The sequence below is a fragment of the Streptomyces sp. NPDC007991 genome (assembly GCF_042958445.1).
Classification (GTDB): domain Bacteria; phylum Actinomycetota; class Actinomycetes; order Streptomycetales; family Streptomycetaceae; genus Streptomyces.
In genome coordinates this window covers 120,459-141,287 of sequence record NZ_JBIBJD010000016.1, presented here as the reverse complement: position 1 = coordinate 141,287, position 20,829 = coordinate 120,459, and the positions used below count along the sequence as shown (strand labels likewise).

Genomic DNA, 20,829 nt, shown 5'->3' with positions numbered 1-20,829 from the left:
CCGACTGCTTCTTTCCTGCCTCACTCAGACGATCAACGCGAGGGCGTAGGCCAGGAAGAACGCCGCGATCAGCACCACGAGGACGAGGATCACGGCCATCGGCGCCCTGGACCAGCCCTTGGGCGGGTTGTGCGTCTCCCGGGGCCCCGCCTCGGGCAGGCTGCTCTCGGCCGGCGGGGTCTCGCCCGGCGGTACGCCGCCACCCGGTTCCAGGCCGGAGCTGCGTTCGGGTTCGGGATCGGGACTGATGTGACTCATGCCGTCCGGGTCCCCCGATCACGCCGAGATCATCAGCGGGACGACTTCCGTATTTCCCGACCCCGAGGGCCCCGGCTCGACTACATTCGAGCCCCGCCGATGACGCTACCCGTCGGCAATGTCACGCCCCGTACCCGTCAGGAGCAGCATGCGCGACCTCGCCCTCGCTCCACCGGCCGTCTCGCCCCTGACCGGCGGGCTCGCCGACAGCGTCTTCGAGACCGCGGACCGCGAACCCACCCGGCCGGTGCTCGCCCGCCGCGCCGAGGCGGCCGCCGCCTCCTGGGAGGAGGTGACGGCGATCGAGCTGCGCGACCAGGTGGTGGACGTCGCCAAGGGGCTGATCGCCTCCGGGTTGGCGCCGGGGCACCGCGTGGCGATCATGGCGCGCACCCGGTACGAGTGGACGGTCCTGTGCTACGCGCTGTGGGTCGTGGGTGCCGAGGTCGTCCCGGTCTACCCGACGTCGTCGCGCGACCAGGTCGAGTGGATCCTGCGGGACGCCGGCTGCACGGCCGTGGTGGTGGAGGACGAGCAGGGCGTCATGACCGTCGGCTCGGTGTGCGCGTCGCTGCCGTTGCTGCGCCACGTCTGGCAGCTCGACGCCGGCGCGCTGGAGGACCTGACCGCGCGCGGGGAGTTCGTCCCGCCGGCCACGGTCGACTCGATGCGCCGCATCGTGCTGCCGGACTCCACGGCCGTCATCGCCTACACCTCCGGCACCTCCGGCCACGCCATGGGGTGCGCCCTCAGCCACCGCAACCTGGCCGCCCCCTGCGACACGCTGCTGGCGGGCTGGGGACACACGGCGGCACCGCGCGGTGAGCAGGGCTCCGTGCTGGCGTTCCTGCCCTTCTCCCACGTGTACGGGCTGATGATCCAGGGCCTGTGCCTGCGCGGTGGTCTGCTCATGGGCCACCAGGCCGAGCTGGGCGGGGAGGCACTGTCGTCGGCGCTGCGCTCCTTCAGGCCCACGTACTTCTACGCGGTCCCGTCGGTCTTCGAGAAGATCTACAAGAACTTCCTGCGCACGGCCCAGCAGCGCGGCCACGGCGCTCTGTTCGAGCGGGCCGCCGAGACGGCGCGGGACTTCGCCGCGGCCCTGGAGCGCCGGCGGCTGGGCCGGGGCCGCGGGCCCGGCTTCGATCTGCGGCTCCAGCACACCCTGTACGAGCGCACGGTGTACCGCCGGCTGCGGGCCGCGCTGGGCGGCCGGGTGCGGCGGGCTACCTCGGGCGGCTCTCCCCTCAGCCGCGAGCTGTCGCTCTTCTACGAGGGCATCGGCATCTACGTGCACGACGGGTACGGCCTGACGGAGACCGGCGGCGGGGTGACGATGCAGCCGCTGGGCCGGGAGAAGTCCGGGACCGTCGGGCAGGTCCTGCCGGGCACGGAGATCCGGCTGGCCGAGGACGGGGAGATCCTGGTGCGCGGCCCGTCGGTGTTCCAGGGATACGTGGGTGACGAGGCCGCCACCCGGGCCGCGCTGCGCGGCGGCTGGCTGGCCACCGGGGACCTCGGACAGCTGGACTCCGAGGGCTATCTGACGATCACCGGCCGCAAGAAGGACATCATCGTCACCAGCAGCGGAAAGAGCGTCGCCCCGGCCGCCCTGGAGCAGCGGCTGCGGATGCATCCGCTCGTCCACCAGGCGGTGGTCGTGGGCGACAACCAGCCCTGTGTCGGCGCCCTGATCACGCTGGACCCGGAGTTCCTGGCGCACTGGCGGGCGGCGCTGGCGCTGCAGGGCGAGATGCGGGAGGCGCGCGAGGAGAACGCGCTGCGGGAGGAGGTGGCGCGTGCCGTGGCCGCGGCCAACAGCTCCGTGTCGCGGTCGGAGTCGATCCGGGTGTTCCGGGTCCTGCCGGAGCCGTTCGACGTGACCAACGGGCTGCTGACGCCGTCGATGAAGCTGCGCCGGGACGAGATCGTGCGGCACTACGCGGCCGAGATCGACGCGATGTACCAGTCGCGCAGGCGTCCCGGGCGGCCGGGCAGCGGGGACGAGGCATCGCGCTGGGACGACTCGGACAGCGTGTTCCGTTGAGCACGGAGCCGGACGCGTAGGCCTCGCCCCCTCGGGAACACGCAACAGTGGCGACGCAAGAGAAAGGACGACAGCCCTGACGACAGCCCTTGCTGACGCCGGGCCGGAAAGGCGATATGTCAACCGAGCCGCGTGGGGATGACGCACTGACTGAGGAGATTCCGAGCCGCACGAACAGCTTCGTGGGCGAGCCGCACGACGTGACGGGAGCGCGGCTGGCCGCGGAGGAGTTCCTGCGGGATCTGTCACGCTCCTCGCCGCCCTCTGCCCCCGAGTACTGGGACGACATCCTGTTGGTGGTGACGGAACTGGCCGCCAACGCGGTGCAGTACGCCCCGGGTCCGTTCGCGCTGCGGATGCGCCGGACCTTCGACGGGGTGCATGTGGTCCTGCACGACACCAGTTCCACGGAACCGGCCCCGCGCCCCTTCGATCCGCGCAACGGGGGCGGCGGCATCGGCTGGCATCTGATCCACACCTTGTGCGACCAGGTCAGCGTGGTGAGCGACGAGCGCGGCAAGGACGTGCACGTCTTCCTGCCCTGGTGAGCCGGGAGCGTCACGGGCGCGGGGCGCGCCCGTGACCGGCTCGGGGTTCAGGCCGAGGCCGTCGTGCGCGGCGGCAGCCTGTCGTAGTAGTCGCCCACGGCCGTGAGGTACCCCCGGTCCCGGGTCTCGCTGTCGGTCTGGAAGCGGGGCGCCGCCTTGGCGTCTGCCCTGGTGCAGGCCAGTGTGATCTTCCGGCCCTGCGTGTCTATGCCGGTGACGACTCCGGCCGGCACCAGGACGCTGCGGCCGAACACCCAGACGCCGGTGTCGACGACCAGGTGCCGCATGCGGTGCGGGGCGGCCTCGCGGTCCACGTGCCCGATCGTGCCGTCGGTCGCGGCGACGGTGAAACCGGTGAGGTCCAGCCCCTCGATGTGGCCGCTGTCCGGCGCGTACGACCAGATTCTGTCGATGGCCACGCTGCTCCATCCTCCCTGACGGTGTGCGGATCGCGGAGCCGGGCGGACGGTCCCCCGCCCACCCGCTCCACAGCAGCAACTACCCTCCCGCAGCAAGCGCATTCGGCGGACACACCTTCGACCGTCGGCGACGGGCTTCGGCACGTTCGTCCCCTCAGGCATGGGGGGCGGTTTCCGGGGTAATCGCGGGGCGCGGTGGAAACGGAGCCCGGTGGCGAAGGGAGGCAGATGAGAAACGGCGGCACAGCCCGCACCAGAACCGGCATCGCCCCGCACCGCGGTCATCCGCAGAGGTGACCCGCCCAGGCCGTAGCACTTGTTGGAGGTATCCGTGCCCCTCGCCCAGAACCCGCTGTCCGTGGAGGTCGAACTGCCCCGGGAGGACGTGGCCCTGATCACGGTCGACGGCTACCTGGACGTCGACACCGCGACCGAGTTCCAGGCCCATCTGGCCAACCAACTCCACCACGGCCGACGGCACTTCCTGCTCGACCTGTCGTCCGTCCCGTTCATGGACTCGTCCGGGATGAACATCATCCTGCGGGTGTACCAGGAGACCCGGAAGACCGCAGGCAGCGTGCACGTCATCCACCCGACGCCGGCCGTGCGGCGCGTCCTCGACCTGACCGGCGTCAGCATCACGGTGCCGATATCGGAGAGCGTCGACGAGGCCCTGGCCCGCGCCGACGAGGTGCCGGACACCCCCGAGGAGCCGGGGGCGCAGACCGCCTGACGGGCCGGGTGGCCCCTCGGGCACACCGTCGGCGGGACCGGCGGCCCGGTGCCCTCGCTCCGCCCTGCCCGGACGGCCGTCCGTCCTGCGCGCGCCGGTGACGGCAATGGCCAATTACCGCTCCCCCGCACCGGATCGGTTGCGCCGGATCCGGTGTCCTACGAGGTCGGCGCATGGTTAGAGTTGTCGCCCGGCAAGTGTCACAGCACCGTCCCGTTGCCTTGAGGCGGGCTCGGTCGACGCAACGCGGATGAGGAGAGAACCAGGTGCCGGAGCACGAAGCGGACGGACAGCTCGCCACGCCGACACACGAGGTCAGGGACTTCCTGCACCGCAGGCGTGAGCAGATCGCCCAGCGGTGGGCGGACGAGCCCTTGTTCCGCACCGTGTTCACCGTCTCGCGCGACGAGGCGGTGGAGGCGAGCAAGGTCGTCGTGGACGCGCTGGCCCAGGTGGCCGACTCGGATCAGGTGGAGGACCCGGACGCCGCGGGATTCAGCGGGGTGCGCGAGCAACTGGCCCGGATGGGCGCGGCCCGTTCGCGTGCCGGGCTGTCGAACACCCAGGTCGCCAGCGAGCTGGCCGCCCTGCGGCCGCCCGTGGAGAACCTGCTGGCCGCCGATCTGGAGGAGGCGCCGCCCGAGCATCTGCGGGCGTGTTCGACGGCGCTGACGGTGCTGATGGGCACCCTGCGGCTGGTCGCCATGCAGACGGCGCTGAGCGAGTGGCAGGCTCTCAGCGACCGGCAGCGGCTGCAGCTGATGGAGGTGGCGACGCCCGTCATCCGGCTGTGGGACGGCGTCGTGGCCGTGCCGCTGATCGGGACGCTGGACAGCGCCCGCAGCCAGGTGGTGATGGAGACGCTGCTGAACGCCGTCGTCGACCAGCACGCCCGGTTCGCGATCCTCGACATCACCGGCGTGCCGACGGTGGACTCGCTGGTGGCGCAGCACCTGATGAAGACGGTCGCGGCGGCGCGGCTGATGGGCGCCCAGTGCATCGTCTCGGGCATCCGCCCCGCCATCGCGCAGACCATCGTCCATCTCGGTCTGGACCTGGACGTGATCACCCGCGCGAGCCTCTCCGACGCGCTGCGGTACGCGCTGCACGAGCTCGGCGCGGACATCGTGAACCCGGGTGCGGGTCAGCGGTGAGCGACGCGTACTCCCGGCCCGTCCCGGGCCATGTGCCGGTGCTCCGGCTCGGTGACGTCCTGCTGGTCACGCTCCAGGGGGACCTGCACGACAGCACGGCACAGCAGCTCCAGCAGGATCTCGCGGAGACCATCTCCCGTACCGGGGTACGTGGTGTCCTCATCGACATCTCCGGGGTGGAGATCGTCGACTCCTTCCTCGGCCGGGTGCTGGCCGAGATCGCCGCGCAGGCCAAGCTGCTGGCCGCGCGGACCGTGGTGGCCGGCATGCGCCCGGCGGTCGCCATCACCCTGGCGGAACTGGGCCTGACGCTGCCCGGGCTGAGCACGGCGCTCAGCACCGAGGCGGGCATGGAGCTCCTCACGCAGCAGACACCGGCGTACCGTCCGGGCGGCCCGCGTCAGGAGAGTCCGTGATGCACACCGCCGCGGGCGTGGAGGCCTGCTTGCCCATCCGGTCGGACATGGACCTGGTGTGGGTGCGACAACACGTGCGGCAGGCCGCGGCCCGGCTGGGCTTCGGCCTGGTGGAGCAGACCAAGCTGGTCACGGCGGCCAGCGAGCTGGCCCGCAACACCCTCGTGCACGGCGGTGGCGGACAGATGGAGGCGACGCACCTCAGCAGCGGCGGTGCGCAGGGGCTCCGGCTGGCCTTCACCGACGAGGGGCCGGGCATCGCCGACCTGGACCAGGCGCTCAGCGACGGCTACACCTCCGGCGACGGGCTGGGGATGGGGCTGAGCGGCGCCCGGCGCCTGGTGCACGACTTCGAGATCGACAGTACGCCGGGCGACGGCACCACCGTGCGGGTGACCTGCTGGGCGGCGGCCCGGCCGCCGCGTCCGCGCGAGGAGGCCTGATGCCGCGCGTGTGGGACGTCCCGGTGCGCGACTCGACGCGGGTGCGCGACGCGCGGGTCGCCGCGGAGAGCGCGGCGGCGCTGGCCGGTCTCGACGAGCGGCGCACCGCGGCCGCCGCGCTGGTCGCGACCGAGCTCGCCACGAATCTGCTCAAGCACGCCGAGGGCGGCCAGGTACTCATCGAGGTCGTGGCCGCGCCCGCGCCGCGGGAGGGCGGTGCGGAGTCCCGGGTCGTGCAGATCGCCGCGATCGACCACGGCCCGGGCATCGCGGACATGCCCGCGGCCCGGCGCGACGGTTTCTCCACGACCGGCTCGCTCGGCGCGGGCCTCGGCACGTGTCAGCGGCTCGCCGACGACTTCGCCCTGCACAGCACACCCGGCCGCGGCACGGTCGCGGTGGCCCGCGTGGGCACCACGCCGCGCGGCGGCGGTCCGGCCGTACCGGCGGGGGCCGACGTGGTGCCGGGCGGCCGGGTCCCGGCGGACGGTACGGCTGTTCCCGGCGCCCCGGCGTGGTCCGGGGGCGGGGACGGTGCCGACGGCTGGTGGCCGGGCGGTGCCGCACGGGCCGGCGACGCGCCGGCGGGAGCCGTGGCGTGCGGCGCCCTGACGGGGCACGCGGCGGTGCCGGGCGGCGCGTCGGGCCTCCCGGGGCGGGCCGGCGGCGTGCTCGGGGACGGTGGTGTTCGCGGGGACGACCCGGGTCCCGGGCAGGTCTCCGCCGTTGCGGACGGCGAGGCACGCAGCCCCGGCGCACCGGGGCGGGCAGCGCGGCCCGGCCCGTCGGGTGACCGGCCCGCGCCCGTCCCCGGCGTACGCGCCGGAGGCGTGAACATCCCCTACGGCGGAGCCGAGTACTCGGGTGACGCCTGGGCGTGGGTGCGTTCCGGGGACCGGCTGACACTGATGCTGGCGGACGGTCTGGGGCACGGCCCCGAGGCGGCCCGGGCCTCCTCCGCCGCGGTCACGGCGCTGCACCGCTGGGCCCACCTCTCCCCCGCCGAGTCGCTGCGACGGCTCCACGACGCCCTCAAGGGCACCCGGGGCGCGGCCGTCGCCCTGGCCCAGCTCGACGTGCGGGCCGGGCGGCTGCGGTTCGCCGGCATCGGGAACGTGGGGGCGCGGCTGCGCACGGACGGCACCTGGCGTCCGCTGCTGTCGCGGCCCGGCATCGTCGGCGTGCACCGGCCCGCCACCCTCCGCGAGGAGGAGGCCGACTGGGCCGCCGACCGGCTGCTGGTCCTGCACACCGACGGTCTGCCCAGCCGCTGGACGCCGCCGTCCGACGCCGGTCTGCCCGCTACGGACCCGGCCGTGACGGCCGCCGTGGCGATACGTGACGCGAGCAGTCCCGCCCGACCGGTGCGGGACGACACCGCCGTGGCCGTGCTGACTCCGACCCCGCCGGAACACCCATGATGCGCACGTGGCAGATCACCACCGTCACCGATGCGGCCCGCGCCCGCATCGCCCTGGCCCGCCTGGCCGCCGCCTACGGTGTGCCCACCGTCGACCGGACCAGGCTGGCCGCCGCCCTCAGCGCCCATCTGCGGCAGTGCCTCACCAAGGGCGGCACCTGGCTGCTCACCCTGGACATGGCCGGGTCGCCGGCCGAGGAGGGGCTGCTGCACGCCGTCGTGACGCCGTCGCCGGACGCGTCGGCCGCCGCCGGGGAGCCGCCGTGGGAGGTCACGGTCCCCTGCCCCGAGGCGGCCGGGGCCACGGAGGCCGGCACCGCCGAGGACGATCCCGCCGCCCTCGCGCAGGCGCTGCTGGGCGCCGACGAGGACACGGCCGTGGTGCTGGACAAGCTCACCGAGCAGGAGGACCTGGTCGCCTTCCACCGCGAGGAGCTGCACCAGACGAACCAGGGCGTCCTGGCACTGCACGCCGAGCTGGACGCGGCCGGCCGGGCCCAGCGCGAGGCCTTCGCCGCCGAGCGCCGGGCACGCAACGAGGCGGAGAGCGCCCGCCGCAGACTGACGTTCCTCGCGGACGCGAGCGCCGTGCTGACGGCCTCGCTCAACCACGAGGAGATCGTGCGCCGGCTGCCGGACCTGCTGGTGCCGGAGTACGCCCGCAGCGTCGACGTCTGGCTGTTCGACCACGAGGACGACAAGCACCGGTCGGCGCCGCATCCGGCCGCCGCCGTGGTCGCGGCCCGGACCGGGCGGCCGCAGTACGCGGCCGACCATCCCGGCGGTCTGCCCGGCGTCGACGACCAGCCGCCGTCCGCGCTGGATCCCACCCGGCCGCTGCTGTGCGTTCCGCTGCCGACGCGCCGGGCCCCGCTGGGCGTGCTGACCTTGTCGCCGCCCGGTGCGCGCTGGGACCCGGACGACGCGGTGATGCTGATCGAGCTCACCCGGCGGGCCAGCATCGCGATCGACAACGCCCGGCGCTTCGAGCACAACCGGGACATCGCCGAGACGCTGCAACGCGCCCTGCTCACCGATCTGCCGGCCACCCCGGGCCTCAGACTGGCCGCGCGCTATCTGCCCGCCACCCACGGGCTGAACATCGGCGGTGACTGGTACGACGCGTTCCCCCAGCGGGACGGTGGTCTCATCACCGTCGTCGGCGACGTGACCGGGCACGGTCTGCACGCGGCCGTCATGATGAGCCAGCTGCGCACGGCGCTGCGGGCGTACGCCGTCGACGGGGACAGCCCGGGCCGTCTGCTGACCCGGCTGCACCGGTTCCTGCACCATCTGCAGCCGGACCTGTACGCCACCGCCGTCATCGCCCGGTTCCACCCGGACGAGCCGACGCTGACCTGGGCCGCCGCCGGCCATCCGCCGCCGGTGCTGCGGCTGCCCGACGGGACCGTGCGCACCCTCGACGCCAAACCCGGCGCCATGCTGGGCATTCCCCTCACCCAGGAGATCGGCGACCACACGGTGCGCCTGTCGCCGGGCTCGACGCTGGCGCTGTACACGGACGGGCTGGTCGAGCGGCGCGCGCAGGGCATAGACCCGGGCATCGAGCGGCTGGCCTCGGCGCTCGGCGGCTTCCGTTCGGCCGAGCTGGACGCCGATCTGGAGGGCTCGGCGGACCGGATCCTGCATCCGCTGCTGAGCGATTCCGAGCGCGACGACGACGTGTGTCTGCTGCTGTGCCATCTCCAGGGTGACGTGGCGGGCTGACGGTCCGCCGGCCGGTGTGTGCACGCGTTCTTCACGCGGACCTGGTGCTTTTCGGCCACGAGACGGGCATGGTGGTGATCGACGCGTTCGTCTGCCTGCCGTGTCCGGCCGGCGTGCCGGTCGGACACGCGTGGGGATCAATGGGGTGCGAACCCGCGATCCAGGGGCAGTCGATAGGCGTTCGAGGCAGACCGCCTGGAGCCGCAGAAAGGGATGAACACCGTGACACGACCCAGGATCCTGGTGGTTGGCGCAGGCTTCGCCGGCGTGGAGTGCGTCCGCCGTCTGGAACGGAAACTCTCCCCGGACGAGGCCGACGTCACTCTGGTGACGCCGTTCGCCTACCAGCTCTACCTGCCGCTGCTCCCCCAGGTCGCCTCCGGGGTGCTGACGCCGCAGTCGATCGCCGTCTCGCTGCGCCGCAGCAAGAAATACCGCACGCGGATCATTCCGGGCGGGGCCATCGGCGTCGATCTGAAGTCCAAGGTCTGCGTCATACGCACGATCACCGACCAGATCGTCAACGAGCCGTACGACTACATCGTGCTGGCCCCCGGCAGCATCACCCGCACCTTCGACATCCCGGGACTGACGGACCACGCGTTCGGGATGAAGACGCTCGCGGAGGCCGCGTACATCCGAGACCACGTCATCTCGCAGCTGGACCTGGCCGACGCCAGCCAGGACCCGCAGGAGCGGGCCTCGCGGCTGCAGTTCGTGGTGGTCGGCGGCGGCTACGCGGGCACCGAGACCGCGGCGTGCCTGCAGCGGCTGACACACGCCGCCGTCAAGCGGTACCCGCGGCTGGACCCGGGCCTGATCAAGTGGCATCTGATCGACATCGCGCCGAAGCTGATGCCGGAGCTCGGCGACAAGCTCGGCAGCAGCGCGCAGGAGATCCTGCGCCGGCGGGGCATCGAGATCTCGCTCGGCGTCTCCATCGCGAAGGCGGGCCCGGAGGAGGTCACCTTCACCGACGGCCGGGTGATCCCCACCCGCACGCTGATCTGGACGGCCGGGGTCGCCGCCAGTCCCCTCATCGCGACGCTGGACGCCGAGACCGTCAAGGGGCGGCTCGCGGTCGCCCCCGAGATGAACCTGCCGGGCGACGACGGGGTGTTCGCGCTGGGCGACTCGGCCGCCGTACCCGACCTGGCCAAGGGGGACGGTGCCATGTGCCCGCCCACGGCGCAGCACGCCATGCGGCAGGGCCCGCATGTCGCCGACAACGTCATCGCGTCGCTGCGGGGCGGGCCGATGCGGCCGTACGTCCACAAGGACCTGGGGCTCGTCGTCGACCTCGGCGGCACCGACGCGGTCTCCAAGCCGCTGGGTGTGGAACTGCGCGGCCTGCCCGCCCAGGCCGTGGCACGCGGCTACCACTGGTCGGCGCTGCGCACCAACGTCGCCAAGACCCGGGTGATGACCAACTGGCTCCTCAACGCGGTCGCCGGCGACGACTTCGTCCGCACCGGGTTCCAGGCCCGCAAGGCCGCCCGGCTGAAGGACTTCGAGTACACCGACGCCTATCTGACGCCGAAGCAGGTACAGGCGCACATCGACGGCACCGCCCGGCAGGAGTAGGGCCGGGCCGGAGGGGGCCGTGCGCTCGTGGCATGTCATGCTGAGGTGCGGATCTTGGTGTGGTGAGTCGGGAGAGAGTGCGGCGGCGTGAGGGCAGCGGGACGGTCGGTGCGGGCACGACTGCGGGACCGGGTCGCCGCGTCCGACCCGGGGCTGCTGCGTCTGACGGCCGGGCTGCGGACGGTCGGTGCCATCGCCCTCACGCTGGCCGTGCTCGCCCTGCTGCGGGCCGATGTGCATCTGCTGGTGGCGGCGGCCATGGCGGCGATGGTCGCCACCTTCGCCATCCGGGAGAAGCAGCTCGGCGCGCAGGCCGTGACGCTGGCGCTGGGCCTGCCGGTGGCGCTGGCCTCCGTCTCGCTGGGCGCGGTGCTCAACGCGCGCCTCTACGCCGGTGACGTCTTCTTCGTCGTCCTGATCTTCTGCGCGGTCTACGGCCGCCGGTTCGGCGACCGGGGCACGGCGCTCGGGCTGATCGGCTTCCAGGTCTACTTCCTGTCCCTGTTCGTCGGCGCCGAGGTGTCCGCGCTGCCCACCCTGTGCGGTGCCATCACCCTGGCGTTCTGCTCCAGTGCCCTGCTGCGCTTCGCGGTCGTTCCCGCGACGCCGGCGGGTGTCCTGCTGCGGCTGCGGCTGGCCTTCCGCGCCCGGCTGGCCCAGCTGGTGTCCGCGCAGCTCGACCTCCTCGACGCCGGCGCGGAGGAGATGGACAAGGCCCTGGACGCCGTGCGCGAGGGCACCGCGGCGCTGCACGAGACGGCGATGATGATCCAGGCGCGGCTGGAGGAGGGCACGCCGGACGAGTCGGCGGCGCGGCTGGTGCAGCGCCGTATCGCGGACGCCGAGATCGCCGCCGAGCGGCTCGGGCTGCTGCTGCTGACCGCCCGCAGCGCCGAACGGGCCGACACGCTCACCCTGCACCTGCCGGGCGCGCCCGCGCCGTCGGTGGGGCAGCTGGCGGTGCCGGACGAGGCGACCGCCACGCTCCGGCGCGACCTCCAGGCGCTGCGCGCCCTCGTGCTGCGGGCCGGAAGCGGCGACACGGGGACCGCACTGGCGCACGTGCGCAACCGGCTCCTCGGCTACCGGGACGAGGAGAACCTGCCGTCCGCGCCCGCCGCCGTTCAGGACGTATTCCGCGGCATCGGCGAGGCGGCCCGCTCGGTGCTGGGGCTGCGGATCGCGCTGGACGGCCCTCAGGACGAGTCCGACGACACCCCCGCGACAGCCCGCTCCCGCGAGGAGCTGGACGCGGAGGACGCCGCGATCGACAGCGCCGAGGAGCCGTCGGAGGAGGAAGAGACCGGGCTGCGGCGGCCCACCACGCGCGCGGCCGTGCAGGTCGCCGTCGGCTCGGCGCTGGCCATCGTGGGCGGCGAGCTGCTGTCCACGCAGCGCTGGTACTGGGCGGTGCTGACGTGCTGGATCGTTTTCCTGAACACCGCCTCGACGGGCGAGATCCTGGTCAAGGGCTACCGTCGGCTGCTGGGCACGGTGTTCGGCGTGGTGGCGGGCATCGTCCTGGCGGGACTGGTCGGAAAGCACACGGTGACGGCGTTCGCGCTGGTCCTGGTGCTGATCTTCGCGATGTTCTACGTGGCGCCGCTGTCGTACACGCTGATGTCGTTCTTCGTGACCGCGATGCTGGGGCTGTTGTACACGCTGCTGCACACCTACAGCCTCGACGTGCTCGTGCTGCGGGTGGAGGAGACTGCGCTGGGCGCCGCCTGCGGGGTGATCGCGGCGGCGCTGGTGCTGCCGGTGCGTACCGACCGCCGGACGAACGAGCTGCTCGGCACCGTCCTGGAGCGGCTGGCCGAGGTCACCGAGGCGGCGGTCGGCCAGCTGAGCGGCGGGCCGGCGGACGAGCTGCTGGACAAGGCGCGCGACCTGGACCAGGCGCTGGCCGACCTGCGGGCCGCCACGCAGCCGCTGACCCATCCGGTCACGCCGCTGCGGGCCCGGCGCCACACGGCCCGGTACGTGGTGGCACTGCTGGAGACCTGCGCGTACCACGCGCGGACGCTCGCGGCCACCGCCGAGCTGCTGCCCACGCATCCCTCGATCGCGGCGGACCCCCGGCTGCGCGGGGCCGCGGGGCGCACGGTGCGCAACATCGAGACCATCGCGGCCCGGGTCGCCGACGAGCACGCCGCCGCGCGGATCGAAACGGGACCGAGCATCGCCTCGCTGCTGGGGTCCGACGCCGGCACACCACGCTACGGCCGCATCACCGACCGCGTCCTACGGCACCTGGAGCGACTGGACGAGGCCGTGACCGGCCTCGCCCGACCACTGGGCGTACCGGTGACGGAACCGCGGGCCTGAGGGGCGGGGGCCGGGCGCCGGAGGCCGGGGGCGGAGACGCGAGGCCGGGGCCCCGGGGATCGAAGGCCCGGGGATCGAAGGCCCGAGGGCCAGAGGAACCGGTGGCCCCGGAGGCGCGGAAGCCGACGGCCCGAGTACCAGGGAACCGGGGACCCGGAGGTCCGGAGGTCCGGAGGTCCGGAGGTCGAGGACCCCCGAGGCCCGGAGGCCGACGGCCCGAGGGTCGGGGATCGGAGGCCGGAGGGCCGAGGGCCCGGAGGGCCGGGGGCCGAGGGCCGAGGGCCGGGGGCCGAGGGCCGAGGGCCGGGGGCCGAGGGCCGAGGGCCGGGGGCCGAGGGCCCGAGGGTCGGGGATCGGAGGCCGGAGGGCCGAGGGCCCGGAGGGCCGGGGGCCCGAGGGTCGGGGATCGGAGGCCGGAGGGCCGAGGGCCCGGAGGGCCGGGGGCCGAGGGCCGAGGGCCGAGGGCCGAGGGCCGAGGGCCGAGGGCCGAGGGCCGAGGGCCCGAGGGTCGGGGATCGGAGGCCGGAGGGCCGAGGGCCCAGAGGTCCGGGGGCCGGGGGCCGGGGATCGGAGGCGCGAGGCCGGAGGGCCGGGGCCCCAGGGAGCCGGAGGCGCGGAGGCCGAGGGCCCGAGGGCTGAGATTCGGGGGGGCCGAATACCCGGGTACCCGGCAGCCGAAGGCCGAGGGGCCCAAGGGCCAGGGACCCGGAGCCCCGGAAGTCGGGGGCCGGGCCAGGGACACGGGGACCGGGGACACGGGTGACCGGGGACCCGGAGGGCTGGGGACCCGGAGGGCTGGGGACCCGGAGGGCTGGAGGCCGACGGCCCGAGGACCCGGGGCCCCGGAGGCGCGGAGGCCGAGGGGCCCAAGGGCCAGGGACCCGGGCTCCGGAAGTCCGGGGCCGGGGACCCGGAGGGCTGCCCAGGGGCCAGGGACCCAGAAGTCCGGGATCGGGCCGGGGCCGGGGACCCGGAAGGCTGGGAGTCCCTGCATCCGGGGACCCGGAGCCCGGAAGCCGAGGGGCACGACGGCCTGGGATCCGGAGGCCTGGAAGTCCGGGATCGGGCCGGGGACCGGGGACCCGGAGGCAAAGGCCCGAGGGCCGGAGCCGAAGGCCCGGAGCCCCGGAGGCTCTAAGGGCCGGGGACCCTGAGCCGGTATCCGGAGGACCGGGGCCGGGCCCGAGGACCGAGGCCGGGCCCGAGGACCGAGGCCGGGCCCGAGGACCGAGGCCGGGCCCGAGGACCGAGGCCGGGGCCGAGGACCGAGGCCGGGGCCGGGCCCGAGGACCGAGGCCGGGGCCGAGGACCGAGGCCGGGGCCGGGCGCCAGGGCGGGGGTGCGCCTGGGGCGGGGGCCAAAGGCCCGGGGCAGTCAGAAGTCTGTGGGCAGGCCGCTCACCTTGGCGATGCCCCGGAGCTCCTCCGTCTGCCGGTGCCGTTCCTTGATGTAGTCGGCGATCTCGCCGAGGCGGACCGGGTCGGACGCGGTGGACGCGTCCGTGACGATCCTGACCGGGCCGGTCTCGTCGACGTCGAGTTCGATCACTTCGTTGTCCAGGCGGCCGGTGACCGCGGTGGCGATGACGAGGGCCACCTCGTCACGGACTTCCTGGGGCAGCTCGTCGTCGGCCCCGGAGTCGAGTGCGAAGTCGAGGCTGGACAGGCGCTCCTCGTCGATCGCCTGGAGGACCGGTTCCACCACGCGCATCAGGAGGCGGTAGTCATCCGTGTCCATCCGGATGCGCAGGAGGTCCAGGTACACGTCCACGGGCCGGCCGTCGCCATGCGGAATCTCGGAATCGCTCATTGGCTTCGTGTTCCCCGGATGGCGCGTCTCAGACGCGGCGCCAGCGGGCCATGGCGAAGGAGAACACCCCGAACAGCACGAGCCCGGCCGCGACCAAGACCAGCAGCCAGGGGCCGAGGGGGGTGTCGGCGAAGCTGCGCAGGGTGTCGTCCAGACCCTTGGCCCGGTCGGGTTCGTAGTCGATCGCCGCGCGGACCGCGAAGACCCCGGCCACGGCGAAAACCAGCCCGCGGGCGGCGCCGCCGGCCACGCCGGTGACGTCCACCAGCCGCCGTGTCCGGGGGCTCAGCTGCCCGAGCCGGAGTTTGTCGTGGTACTTCCGGAGCACCGCCTGTACGCCGATCCAGCCGCCGGCCACGACGATCGCGAGGCCGGCCGCGCCGACCAGCCACTGGCCGGCGGGTATCTCCAGGGCCCTGGCGGTGGCGTCCTGGGACTGCCGGTCGCTGGATCCGCCGCGGCCGCGGCCCGCCGCGAACGACAGCACGGAGTAGGCGACGAAGACGTAGAACGCGAAGCGGGCCGTCGCCAGCAGCCGCTTGCGGACGCTGCGGCCGTCCGGCCCGGCGGAGCCGAACAGCACCTCGGACAGCCGCCACAGGGCCATGCCGGCCAGGCCGATGCCCAGGGCCCACAGCAGCACCGCGCCGAACGGCTGCTGGGCCAGTGCGGCCAGGGCTCCCCCGCGGTCGGCCTGCTCACCCGTGTCGCCGAAGGCGATCTGCAGCGCCAGGGCCCCGACGAGCAGATAGATCACACCCCGGGCGGCCAGTCCCGCCCGTGCCGCCCCCTCGATCGCCGAACCCCGCGCAGCTCGCCGGGCCCGGATCCGACCGCCTTGTGCCATCGCACTCGTGTTCATGTCGACCTCCCGGCACTCCGGATGCCCCGGCTCGGGCGGCACACACCCGGCCCGGCCGCCGGACGAGGGGAATTCGGTCACGGCGGAGGGCTGCCGCGCCGGGGGTCAGGACCGCCGGAACCTCGCCCCCCGGCCGGCGCGGCCGAGGGCGTGCAGGTGCTCCAGGGCGTCCAGGACCACCGTCCGGTCGTGCCAGGCGAGCCACCGGCCCGCCTCGCCGCCCACGGTGTCGAGGGCCTTGGTCTGGGCCGTCGTCAGTTGGGAGGGGCCGGTCCAGGTGGGCCGAGACCATGCCGACGCACTGGCCGGATGCCGTGGTCAGCGGGACGCTGTGGCAGGCCCTGCTGCCCGCCGCGAGGATGGCCCGGCGGGCCGGTTCGCTGAACACCGGGTCGCTCTCCACGTCCCGCACGGTGACCTGGGCGAGGTCCCGGGCGGCCCGCGAGCAGGCGGTTCCGTCGTCGCCGACGTGGGCGAAGAAGTCGACGAAGTCGGGCGTGAGTCCGGTGTACTCCTCGATGCGCAGGCCGCCCAGGGCCTGGTCGGTGAGCTGGACGTTGCCCATGTCGGTGTCGACCACGGCCAGGGCGCTGCTCAGCACGGCCTTCAGGACGGCGCCGCGGCTGCCGGACCCGGACCGGTGGGCCGAGGTGAAGGTCAGACCGGGTTCCGGCCGTCGGACCCGGCGCGGGAACCACAGCCGTTCCCGGCTGTCGGGGGGTGGTGCGGTCAGCAGGAACCCCGCCAGGGTCCGCAGCTTGACGTTGTACCGCTGGGACGCCTGCTGCAGCAGCGCGAAGGCGCTCTCCCCGTCGGGGAGCGCGTACCGCTCCTGAAGCATGCCTTGTGCCTGTGAGATCAGCGGGTAGACGCGAGCCCGGGCCCGGAGGTCGCGCACCTCGGCGCGCAGGCGCTCCAGTTCGGCGTGGTCGTCTGCGGCCTTCCGTCCCGCTGTGGACATGGAACTCCCCGGTCCAGGTGACATGACACGACGGAGCCCGGCCTCGGCTGCCGCCGTCGGCCGGGCCCCTTCGGTGCCACGCCTTCCCCGTCACGTCATACGCACACTCCCCTCACGCGCGCTCCGGTGTCGGTGTGCGCCGCCCGGTGGCGGTGGGTGGGGCGGGCTCGCGGGCCGGTGCGGGTGCGGTCGCGAGCCACTGGTGAGCGACCTCCAGGGCGCGCTCGGCGTCCCGGGTGCCGGTGGACACGCACAACGTGTAGGCCAGGTCGCGTGCCCGTGCGCTCAGGTCGGCCGGTTCGCCCGGTCTCGCGGCGGCCGACAGTGCCTCGTACTCGTCGACGAGGCGGCGCAGCACGGCGGGAGGGGGTCTGAGCATGGTTTCTCGCTCCTCGGAGTCGGGTGGTCAGGCCGTCGTGGAGGTGCCGCCGGTGCCCGTCTGCTGCCCCAGGACCTCGTCGCGCACGCGGGCGCAGCTGCGGCTGATGAGGCGGGAGACGTGCATCTGGGAGATGCCCAGGTGATCGGCGATGCGGCTCTGTGTCATGTCCTCGAAGAACCGCATGTAGAGAATGGCCCGCTCGCGTTCCGGCAGGCGGCGCAGGCCTTCCTTGGCGGACTCGCGGTCGACGACGACGTCGTAGGACGAGTCCGCCGCACCGAGGGTGTCCGCGAGGCTGTAGCCGTCGTCGTCCGCCGAGAGTTCGGCGTCCAGCGACAGGGTGCTGAAGCTCTCCAGCGCCTCGAGCCCGGCGCCGACCTCTTCCTCGGTCAGGCCGGTGTGGGCGGCGATGTCCGCCACGGAGGGCTCGGGGCTGCCCGGGTTCTGGGTGAGTTCACGGCGTGCCACCCGCACCTTGTTGCGCAGTTCCTGCACGCGGCGGGGGACCCGCAGGGCCCACATGCGGTCCCGGAAGTGCCGCTTGACCTCACCGGTGATGGTGGGCACGGCGTAGCTCTCGAAGGCTCCCCGGCTCGGGTCGAACCGGTCGATGGCCTTCACAAGCCCCAGGGCGGCCACCTGGCGCAGGTCCTCGATCGACTCTCCGCGGTCGCGGAAACGGCCGGCGATGCGGTGGGCCATGGGCAGCCACAGCGTGACGAGTTCGTCGCGGACGGCTTCCCGGTCGGGCCCTTCCTCCAGCTCCGCCAGCCGGGCGAAGAGGGCCGTGGTGTCCGGAGCGTCGTCGTGCCGCCGCCGGGTGGCGGTGGTCGTCGTTTCGGGCGTGCCGGGACGGTTCGTGGGCGTATCGATGAGCATGCGGATTCGCTCCTGAACAACGATGGTCTCAGGGACTTACCGCGGGACGGTCGCTGCCCGGATCGCCTGGAGGGCCTCCGGGGCAGTCGTACACACCGCTCCCGCTGGCGCGCCTCCGGTCCGAAGCACGAGATTGCGTCTGCCCTGACCCCGGTGGAACAAACTCCACTTTGCTGTGCAATCTGGAGTGAACCGGTCCGCGGGCGTTCAGGTCAGGGGGACGACGGCGGTGATGCACTTGCCGCCGGCGGGCAGGTCGGACACGCGGATGTCACGGGAGAGCCGGCAGACGATGGGCCAGCCGTGGCCGCCGTGCCGCAGCCGTCCGTGCGGATCCGCGGGCGGCGCGGTGACCGGCAGTTCGTCGCTGCGGTCGCTCACCGAGAGCCGTACACCGGGGCCGTCGACGTCGACCCGGAAGTCGGTGACCCCGCCGCCGTGCAGGATCGCGTTGGTCGTCAGCTCCGAGGCGACGAGCAGCGCGTCGGACAGGGCGTCGGCGTCACAGGCGGTATGGGTGGTGCGGCAGCGTTCGGCCACGGCGCGCTCCACGGCCCGGCGTGCCTCGGCGGGTTTGCACGGCCGGGCCCGGTGCGCACCGGGCGGTTCGAATACTGATTCGATCATGTGCTCCTCGCACATCCTTCAGCTCCCTGCTTGGTCAGGACATGACCCGGATCCGGATCCCACACCGTGGCCGCCCGCCCGGGCACACCTCGGGCTCACGGACCCGCTGTTCGGTGTTTCCTTTCACCGCCCGCGGTTTCGGGGCGCGCATCGCGCGAGCGCCGCGGGTCTCCTTAGTTCGGCTGACCTCTCCCCGCACCTGCAAACCTCGGTCCGCGCCACTGTCGGAAAAAGGACCCGGAAAGACCCCCGGGAGATCCGGGGCGCTCCGGGAGACCGGGGAGGGCCGTGAATCGTTGCCATCACCACGCGTCGCCGGGGTACGCGGGGTGCATGATTGATGTGGTGGATTCCGACGAACTGCTGCGGCGCATCCAGCGCGCGAGGGCCTGTGCGGTGCGCGAGGAGCGGACGTGGCGGACCAGGAGCGAGGAACTGGGCCCGACCGACCCGCAGGGGGCCCGGGACGCGACCGTGCGGCAGATGTCCTACGAGGCGGTGCTGAGGGTGCTGGACGAGATCCTGACTCCGGGCAAACACACCACGCAGGACTGACCAGGAGGTCCGCCGCCCGCTGACGGGCGGGGGCGGATTGTGCGGGGACCTGCCGGGAACCCGGTGCGCATGACAGCCGAGCACACCAGAGCACCGGTCCTGGAAGCCCTGGACGAGTACCGCCGCAAGGGGCACCTCTCCTTCACCCCGCCCGGGCACAAGCAGGCCCGCGGCGCCGACCCGGCGGTCCGGGAGGTCCTCGGGGACGCGGTCTTCCACGGCGATGTGCTGGCCTCGGGCGGTCTGGACGACCGGCTCACCCGGGGCCGGGTGCTGCGACGCGCCCAGGAACTGATGGCCGACGCGGTGCACGCCGAGCACACGTTCTTCAGCACCTGCGGCAGTTCCCTGTCGGTGAAGGCCGCCATGCTGTCGGTCGCAGGGCCGCACGAGAAGCTGCTGATCGGGCGCGACGCCCACAAGTCGGTGGTGGCGGGGCTGATCATCTCCGGTATCGAGCCGGTCTGGGTCGAGCCGCGGTGGGACGCCGAGCGGCACTTGGCCCATCCCCCGTCGGCCGAGGACTTCGACCGGGCCTTCGACGCCCACCCGGACGCGCGGGGTGCGCTGGTCACGAGCCCCACGCCGTACGGCGGCTGCGCGGACTTGCGGGCGGTCGCCGAGGTGTGCCACCGGCGCTCGCGCCCGCTGATCGTGGACGAGGCCTGGGGCGCGCATCTGCCGTTCCACCCCGGTCTGCCGTCCTGGGCGATGGACGCGGGTGCGGACATCTGCGTGACCAGCATCCACAAGATGGGCAGCGGCCTGGAGCAGGGCTCGGTCTTCCACCTCCGGGGCGATCTGGTCCCGCCGGCGCTGCTGGGTATGCGCGCGGACCTGCTGGGCACCACCAGCCCGTCGGTGCTGATCTTCGCGGGCCTGGACGGCTGGCGGCGGCAGATGGCGCTGCACGGCGAGGAGCTGATGGGCGGCGCGCTGGAGCTCGCGGCCGAGGTCCGCTCCGCCGTCGAGGAGATCGACGGGCTGCACGTCAACGACCGCGACGACTTCTGCGGTCCGGGCCTGTCCGACGACCTCGACCCGCTGCCCGGCGTCATCGACGTCGCCGGGCTGGGGATCACGGGCTTCCAGGCGGCGGACTGGCTGCGTGAGCACCGGAAGATCGACGCGCATCTGGTGGACCACCGCCGTATCGGCGCGCAGATCACCCACGGCGACGACCGGGAGACGACCGGGCAGTTGCTGGAGGCGCTGCGGGATCTCGCGCGGGCCGCGCGGGAACTGCCCCGGGCGCCGCGGGTGGAGGTGCCGTCGCCGGCGGAGCTGCGGATGGCCCAGGCGGTGCTGCCCCGGGACGCGTTCTTCGGCCCGGCCGAGGACGTTCCGGTGGCGCGGGCGGCGGGGCGGGTCGCGGCGGAGATGATCACGCCGTATCCCCCCGGCATCCCGGCCGTCCTGCCCGGCGAACGCCTCACCGAGCCGGTTCTGGCATACCTGCGGACCGGTCTGGCCGCGGGGATGCACCTGCCCGACCCGACGGACCCCGGGCTGGAGACGGTCCGGGTCCTCGCCCGGGAGGCGGAGTGAAGTGAAACGGGTCACGCGACCCGGTACGGGGTGCACGCGCGCCCCCTGGATGGTTTACGGTTCATTCATACGTGGTGACGGAGTCGACCCACCGTCCTCCGCATCACTGTTTACGGCCCTGGCTGGTT

The 20,829-nt window shown here is 73.6% G+C and carries 19 protein-coding genes; 12 read left to right on the top strand and 7 right to left on the bottom strand.

From position 1 onward, the window contains the following. Positions 1–24: 24 nt before the first annotated feature. Positions 25–258 carry a DUF6480 family protein gene (locus ACFZDA_RS36140; RefSeq protein ID WP_391089832.1) on the bottom strand — a complete coding sequence of 78 codons (234 nt, stop codon included), beginning with the start codon at positions 256–258 and terminating at the stop codon, positions 25–27. A gap of 148 nt (positions 259–406) precedes the next feature. On the opposite strand from ACFZDA_RS36140, the gene ACFZDA_RS36135 reads away from it, so the two are divergent. Then, positions 407–2,305, top strand: coding sequence for an AMP-binding protein (locus ACFZDA_RS36135; protein WP_391089830.1), 1,899 nt, complete (start codon positions 407–409; stop codon positions 2,303–2,305). A gap of 116 nt (positions 2,306–2,421) precedes the next feature. Continuing rightward, the gene (locus ACFZDA_RS36130) at positions 2,422–2,853 is read left to right on the top strand and encodes an ATP-binding protein (RefSeq protein ID WP_391089828.1); all 432 of its coding nucleotides are present in this window, start codon (positions 2,422–2,424) and stop codon (positions 2,851–2,853) included. Between the two features lie 47 nt (positions 2,854–2,900). On the opposite strand, the gene ACFZDA_RS36125 is transcribed toward ACFZDA_RS36130, so the two are convergent. Beyond that, the gene (locus ACFZDA_RS36125; RefSeq protein WP_391089827.1) at positions 2,901–3,272 is read right to left on the bottom strand and encodes a PRC-barrel domain-containing protein; all 372 of its coding nucleotides are present in this window, start codon (positions 3,270–3,272) and stop codon (positions 2,901–2,903) included. Between the two features lie 331 nt (positions 3,273–3,603). Here ACFZDA_RS36125 and ACFZDA_RS36120 point away from each other — a divergent pair, with 331 nt between their 5' ends. From ACFZDA_RS36120 to ACFZDA_RS36085, 8 genes are all read left to right on the top strand, one after another. Continuing rightward, a complete protein-coding gene (locus ACFZDA_RS36120; protein WP_391089825.1) occupies positions 3,604–4,005 on the top strand; it encodes an anti-sigma factor antagonist in 402 nt (133 codons plus the stop codon). Between the two features lie 266 nt (positions 4,006–4,271). Then, positions 4,272–5,159 (top strand): STAS domain-containing protein, encoded by an 888-nt coding sequence (locus tag ACFZDA_RS36115; protein WP_306959638.1) that lies wholly within the window; start codon positions 4,272–4,274, stop codon positions 5,157–5,159. After that, positions 5,156–5,575 carry an STAS domain-containing protein gene (locus tag ACFZDA_RS36110; RefSeq protein ID WP_086558899.1) on the top strand — a complete coding sequence of 140 codons (420 nt, stop codon included), beginning with the start codon at positions 5,156–5,158 and terminating at the stop codon, positions 5,573–5,575. Before ACFZDA_RS36115 ends, ACFZDA_RS36110 begins: the two co-directional genes overlap by 4 nt. Then, complete coding sequence (locus ACFZDA_RS36105) at positions 5,575–6,018, top strand: ATP-binding protein (RefSeq protein ID WP_391089848.1); 444 nt, start codon at positions 5,575–5,577, stop codon at positions 6,016–6,018. Before ACFZDA_RS36110 ends, ACFZDA_RS36105 begins: the two co-directional genes overlap by 1 nt. Beyond that, the gene (locus tag ACFZDA_RS36100) at positions 6,018–7,439 is read left to right on the top strand and encodes a SpoIIE family protein phosphatase (protein ID WP_391089822.1); all 1,422 of its coding nucleotides are present in this window, start codon (positions 6,018–6,020) and stop codon (positions 7,437–7,439) included. Before ACFZDA_RS36105 ends, ACFZDA_RS36100 begins: the two co-directional genes overlap by 1 nt. Continuing rightward, entirely contained in the window at positions 7,436–9,166 is a 1,731-nt protein-coding gene (locus ACFZDA_RS36095; protein WP_391089820.1) for a SpoIIE family protein phosphatase, read from the top strand. Before ACFZDA_RS36100 ends, ACFZDA_RS36095 begins: the two co-directional genes overlap by 4 nt. 213 nt (positions 9,167–9,379) lie before the next feature. Further along, positions 9,380–10,750, top strand: coding sequence for an FAD-dependent oxidoreductase (locus tag ACFZDA_RS36090; protein ID WP_391089818.1), 1,371 nt, complete (start codon positions 9,380–9,382; stop codon positions 10,748–10,750). Positions 10,751–10,837: 87 nt separating this feature from the next. Beyond that, the gene (locus tag ACFZDA_RS36085) at positions 10,838–13,078 is read left to right on the top strand and encodes an FUSC family protein (protein ID WP_391089816.1); all 2,241 of its coding nucleotides are present in this window, start codon (positions 10,838–10,840) and stop codon (positions 13,076–13,078) included. 1,374 nt (positions 13,079–14,452) lie between these two features. Here ACFZDA_RS36085 and ACFZDA_RS36080 read toward each other — a convergent pair. The 5 genes from ACFZDA_RS36080 to ACFZDA_RS36060 all read right to left on the bottom strand — a co-directional run bounded on the left by ACFZDA_RS36080 (position 14,453) and on the right by ACFZDA_RS36060 (position 18,613). Further along, a complete protein-coding gene (locus tag ACFZDA_RS36080; RefSeq protein WP_391089814.1) occupies positions 14,453–14,887 on the bottom strand; it encodes a hypothetical protein in 435 nt (144 codons plus the stop codon). Positions 14,888–14,915: 28 nt separating this feature from the next. Further along, positions 14,916–15,749 carry a DUF1206 domain-containing protein gene (locus ACFZDA_RS36075; protein ID WP_391089812.1) on the bottom strand — a complete coding sequence of 278 codons (834 nt, stop codon included), beginning with the start codon at positions 15,747–15,749 and terminating at the stop codon, positions 14,916–14,918. Positions 15,750–16,822: 1,073 nt separating this feature from the next. Continuing rightward, positions 16,823–17,089, bottom strand: coding sequence for a DUF5133 domain-containing protein (locus ACFZDA_RS36070; protein WP_391089810.1), 267 nt, complete (start codon positions 17,087–17,089; stop codon positions 16,823–16,825). Between the two features lie 27 nt (positions 17,090–17,116). Then, positions 17,117–17,971 (bottom strand): SigB/SigF/SigG family RNA polymerase sigma factor, encoded by an 855-nt coding sequence (locus ACFZDA_RS36065; protein WP_391089808.1) that lies wholly within the window; start codon positions 17,969–17,971, stop codon positions 17,117–17,119. Between the two features lie 207 nt (positions 17,972–18,178). Beyond that, a complete protein-coding gene (locus ACFZDA_RS36060) occupies positions 18,179–18,613 on the bottom strand; it encodes an ATP-binding protein (RefSeq protein ID WP_391089806.1) in 435 nt (144 codons plus the stop codon). Positions 18,614–18,931: 318 nt separating this feature from the next. Between ACFZDA_RS36060 and ACFZDA_RS36055 the strand changes: the two genes are divergently transcribed. Together ACFZDA_RS36055 and ACFZDA_RS36050 are read left to right on the top strand one after the other, a co-directional pair. Beyond that, the gene (locus tag ACFZDA_RS36055) at positions 18,932–19,153 is read left to right on the top strand and encodes a hypothetical protein (RefSeq protein ID WP_391089804.1); all 222 of its coding nucleotides are present in this window, start codon (positions 18,932–18,934) and stop codon (positions 19,151–19,153) included. Between the two features lie 69 nt (positions 19,154–19,222). Then, positions 19,223–20,701 (top strand): aminotransferase class I/II-fold pyridoxal phosphate-dependent enzyme, encoded by a 1,479-nt coding sequence (locus ACFZDA_RS36050; RefSeq protein ID WP_391089802.1) that lies wholly within the window; start codon positions 19,223–19,225, stop codon positions 20,699–20,701. The last annotated feature ends 128 nt before the right edge of the window (positions 20,702–20,829 follow it).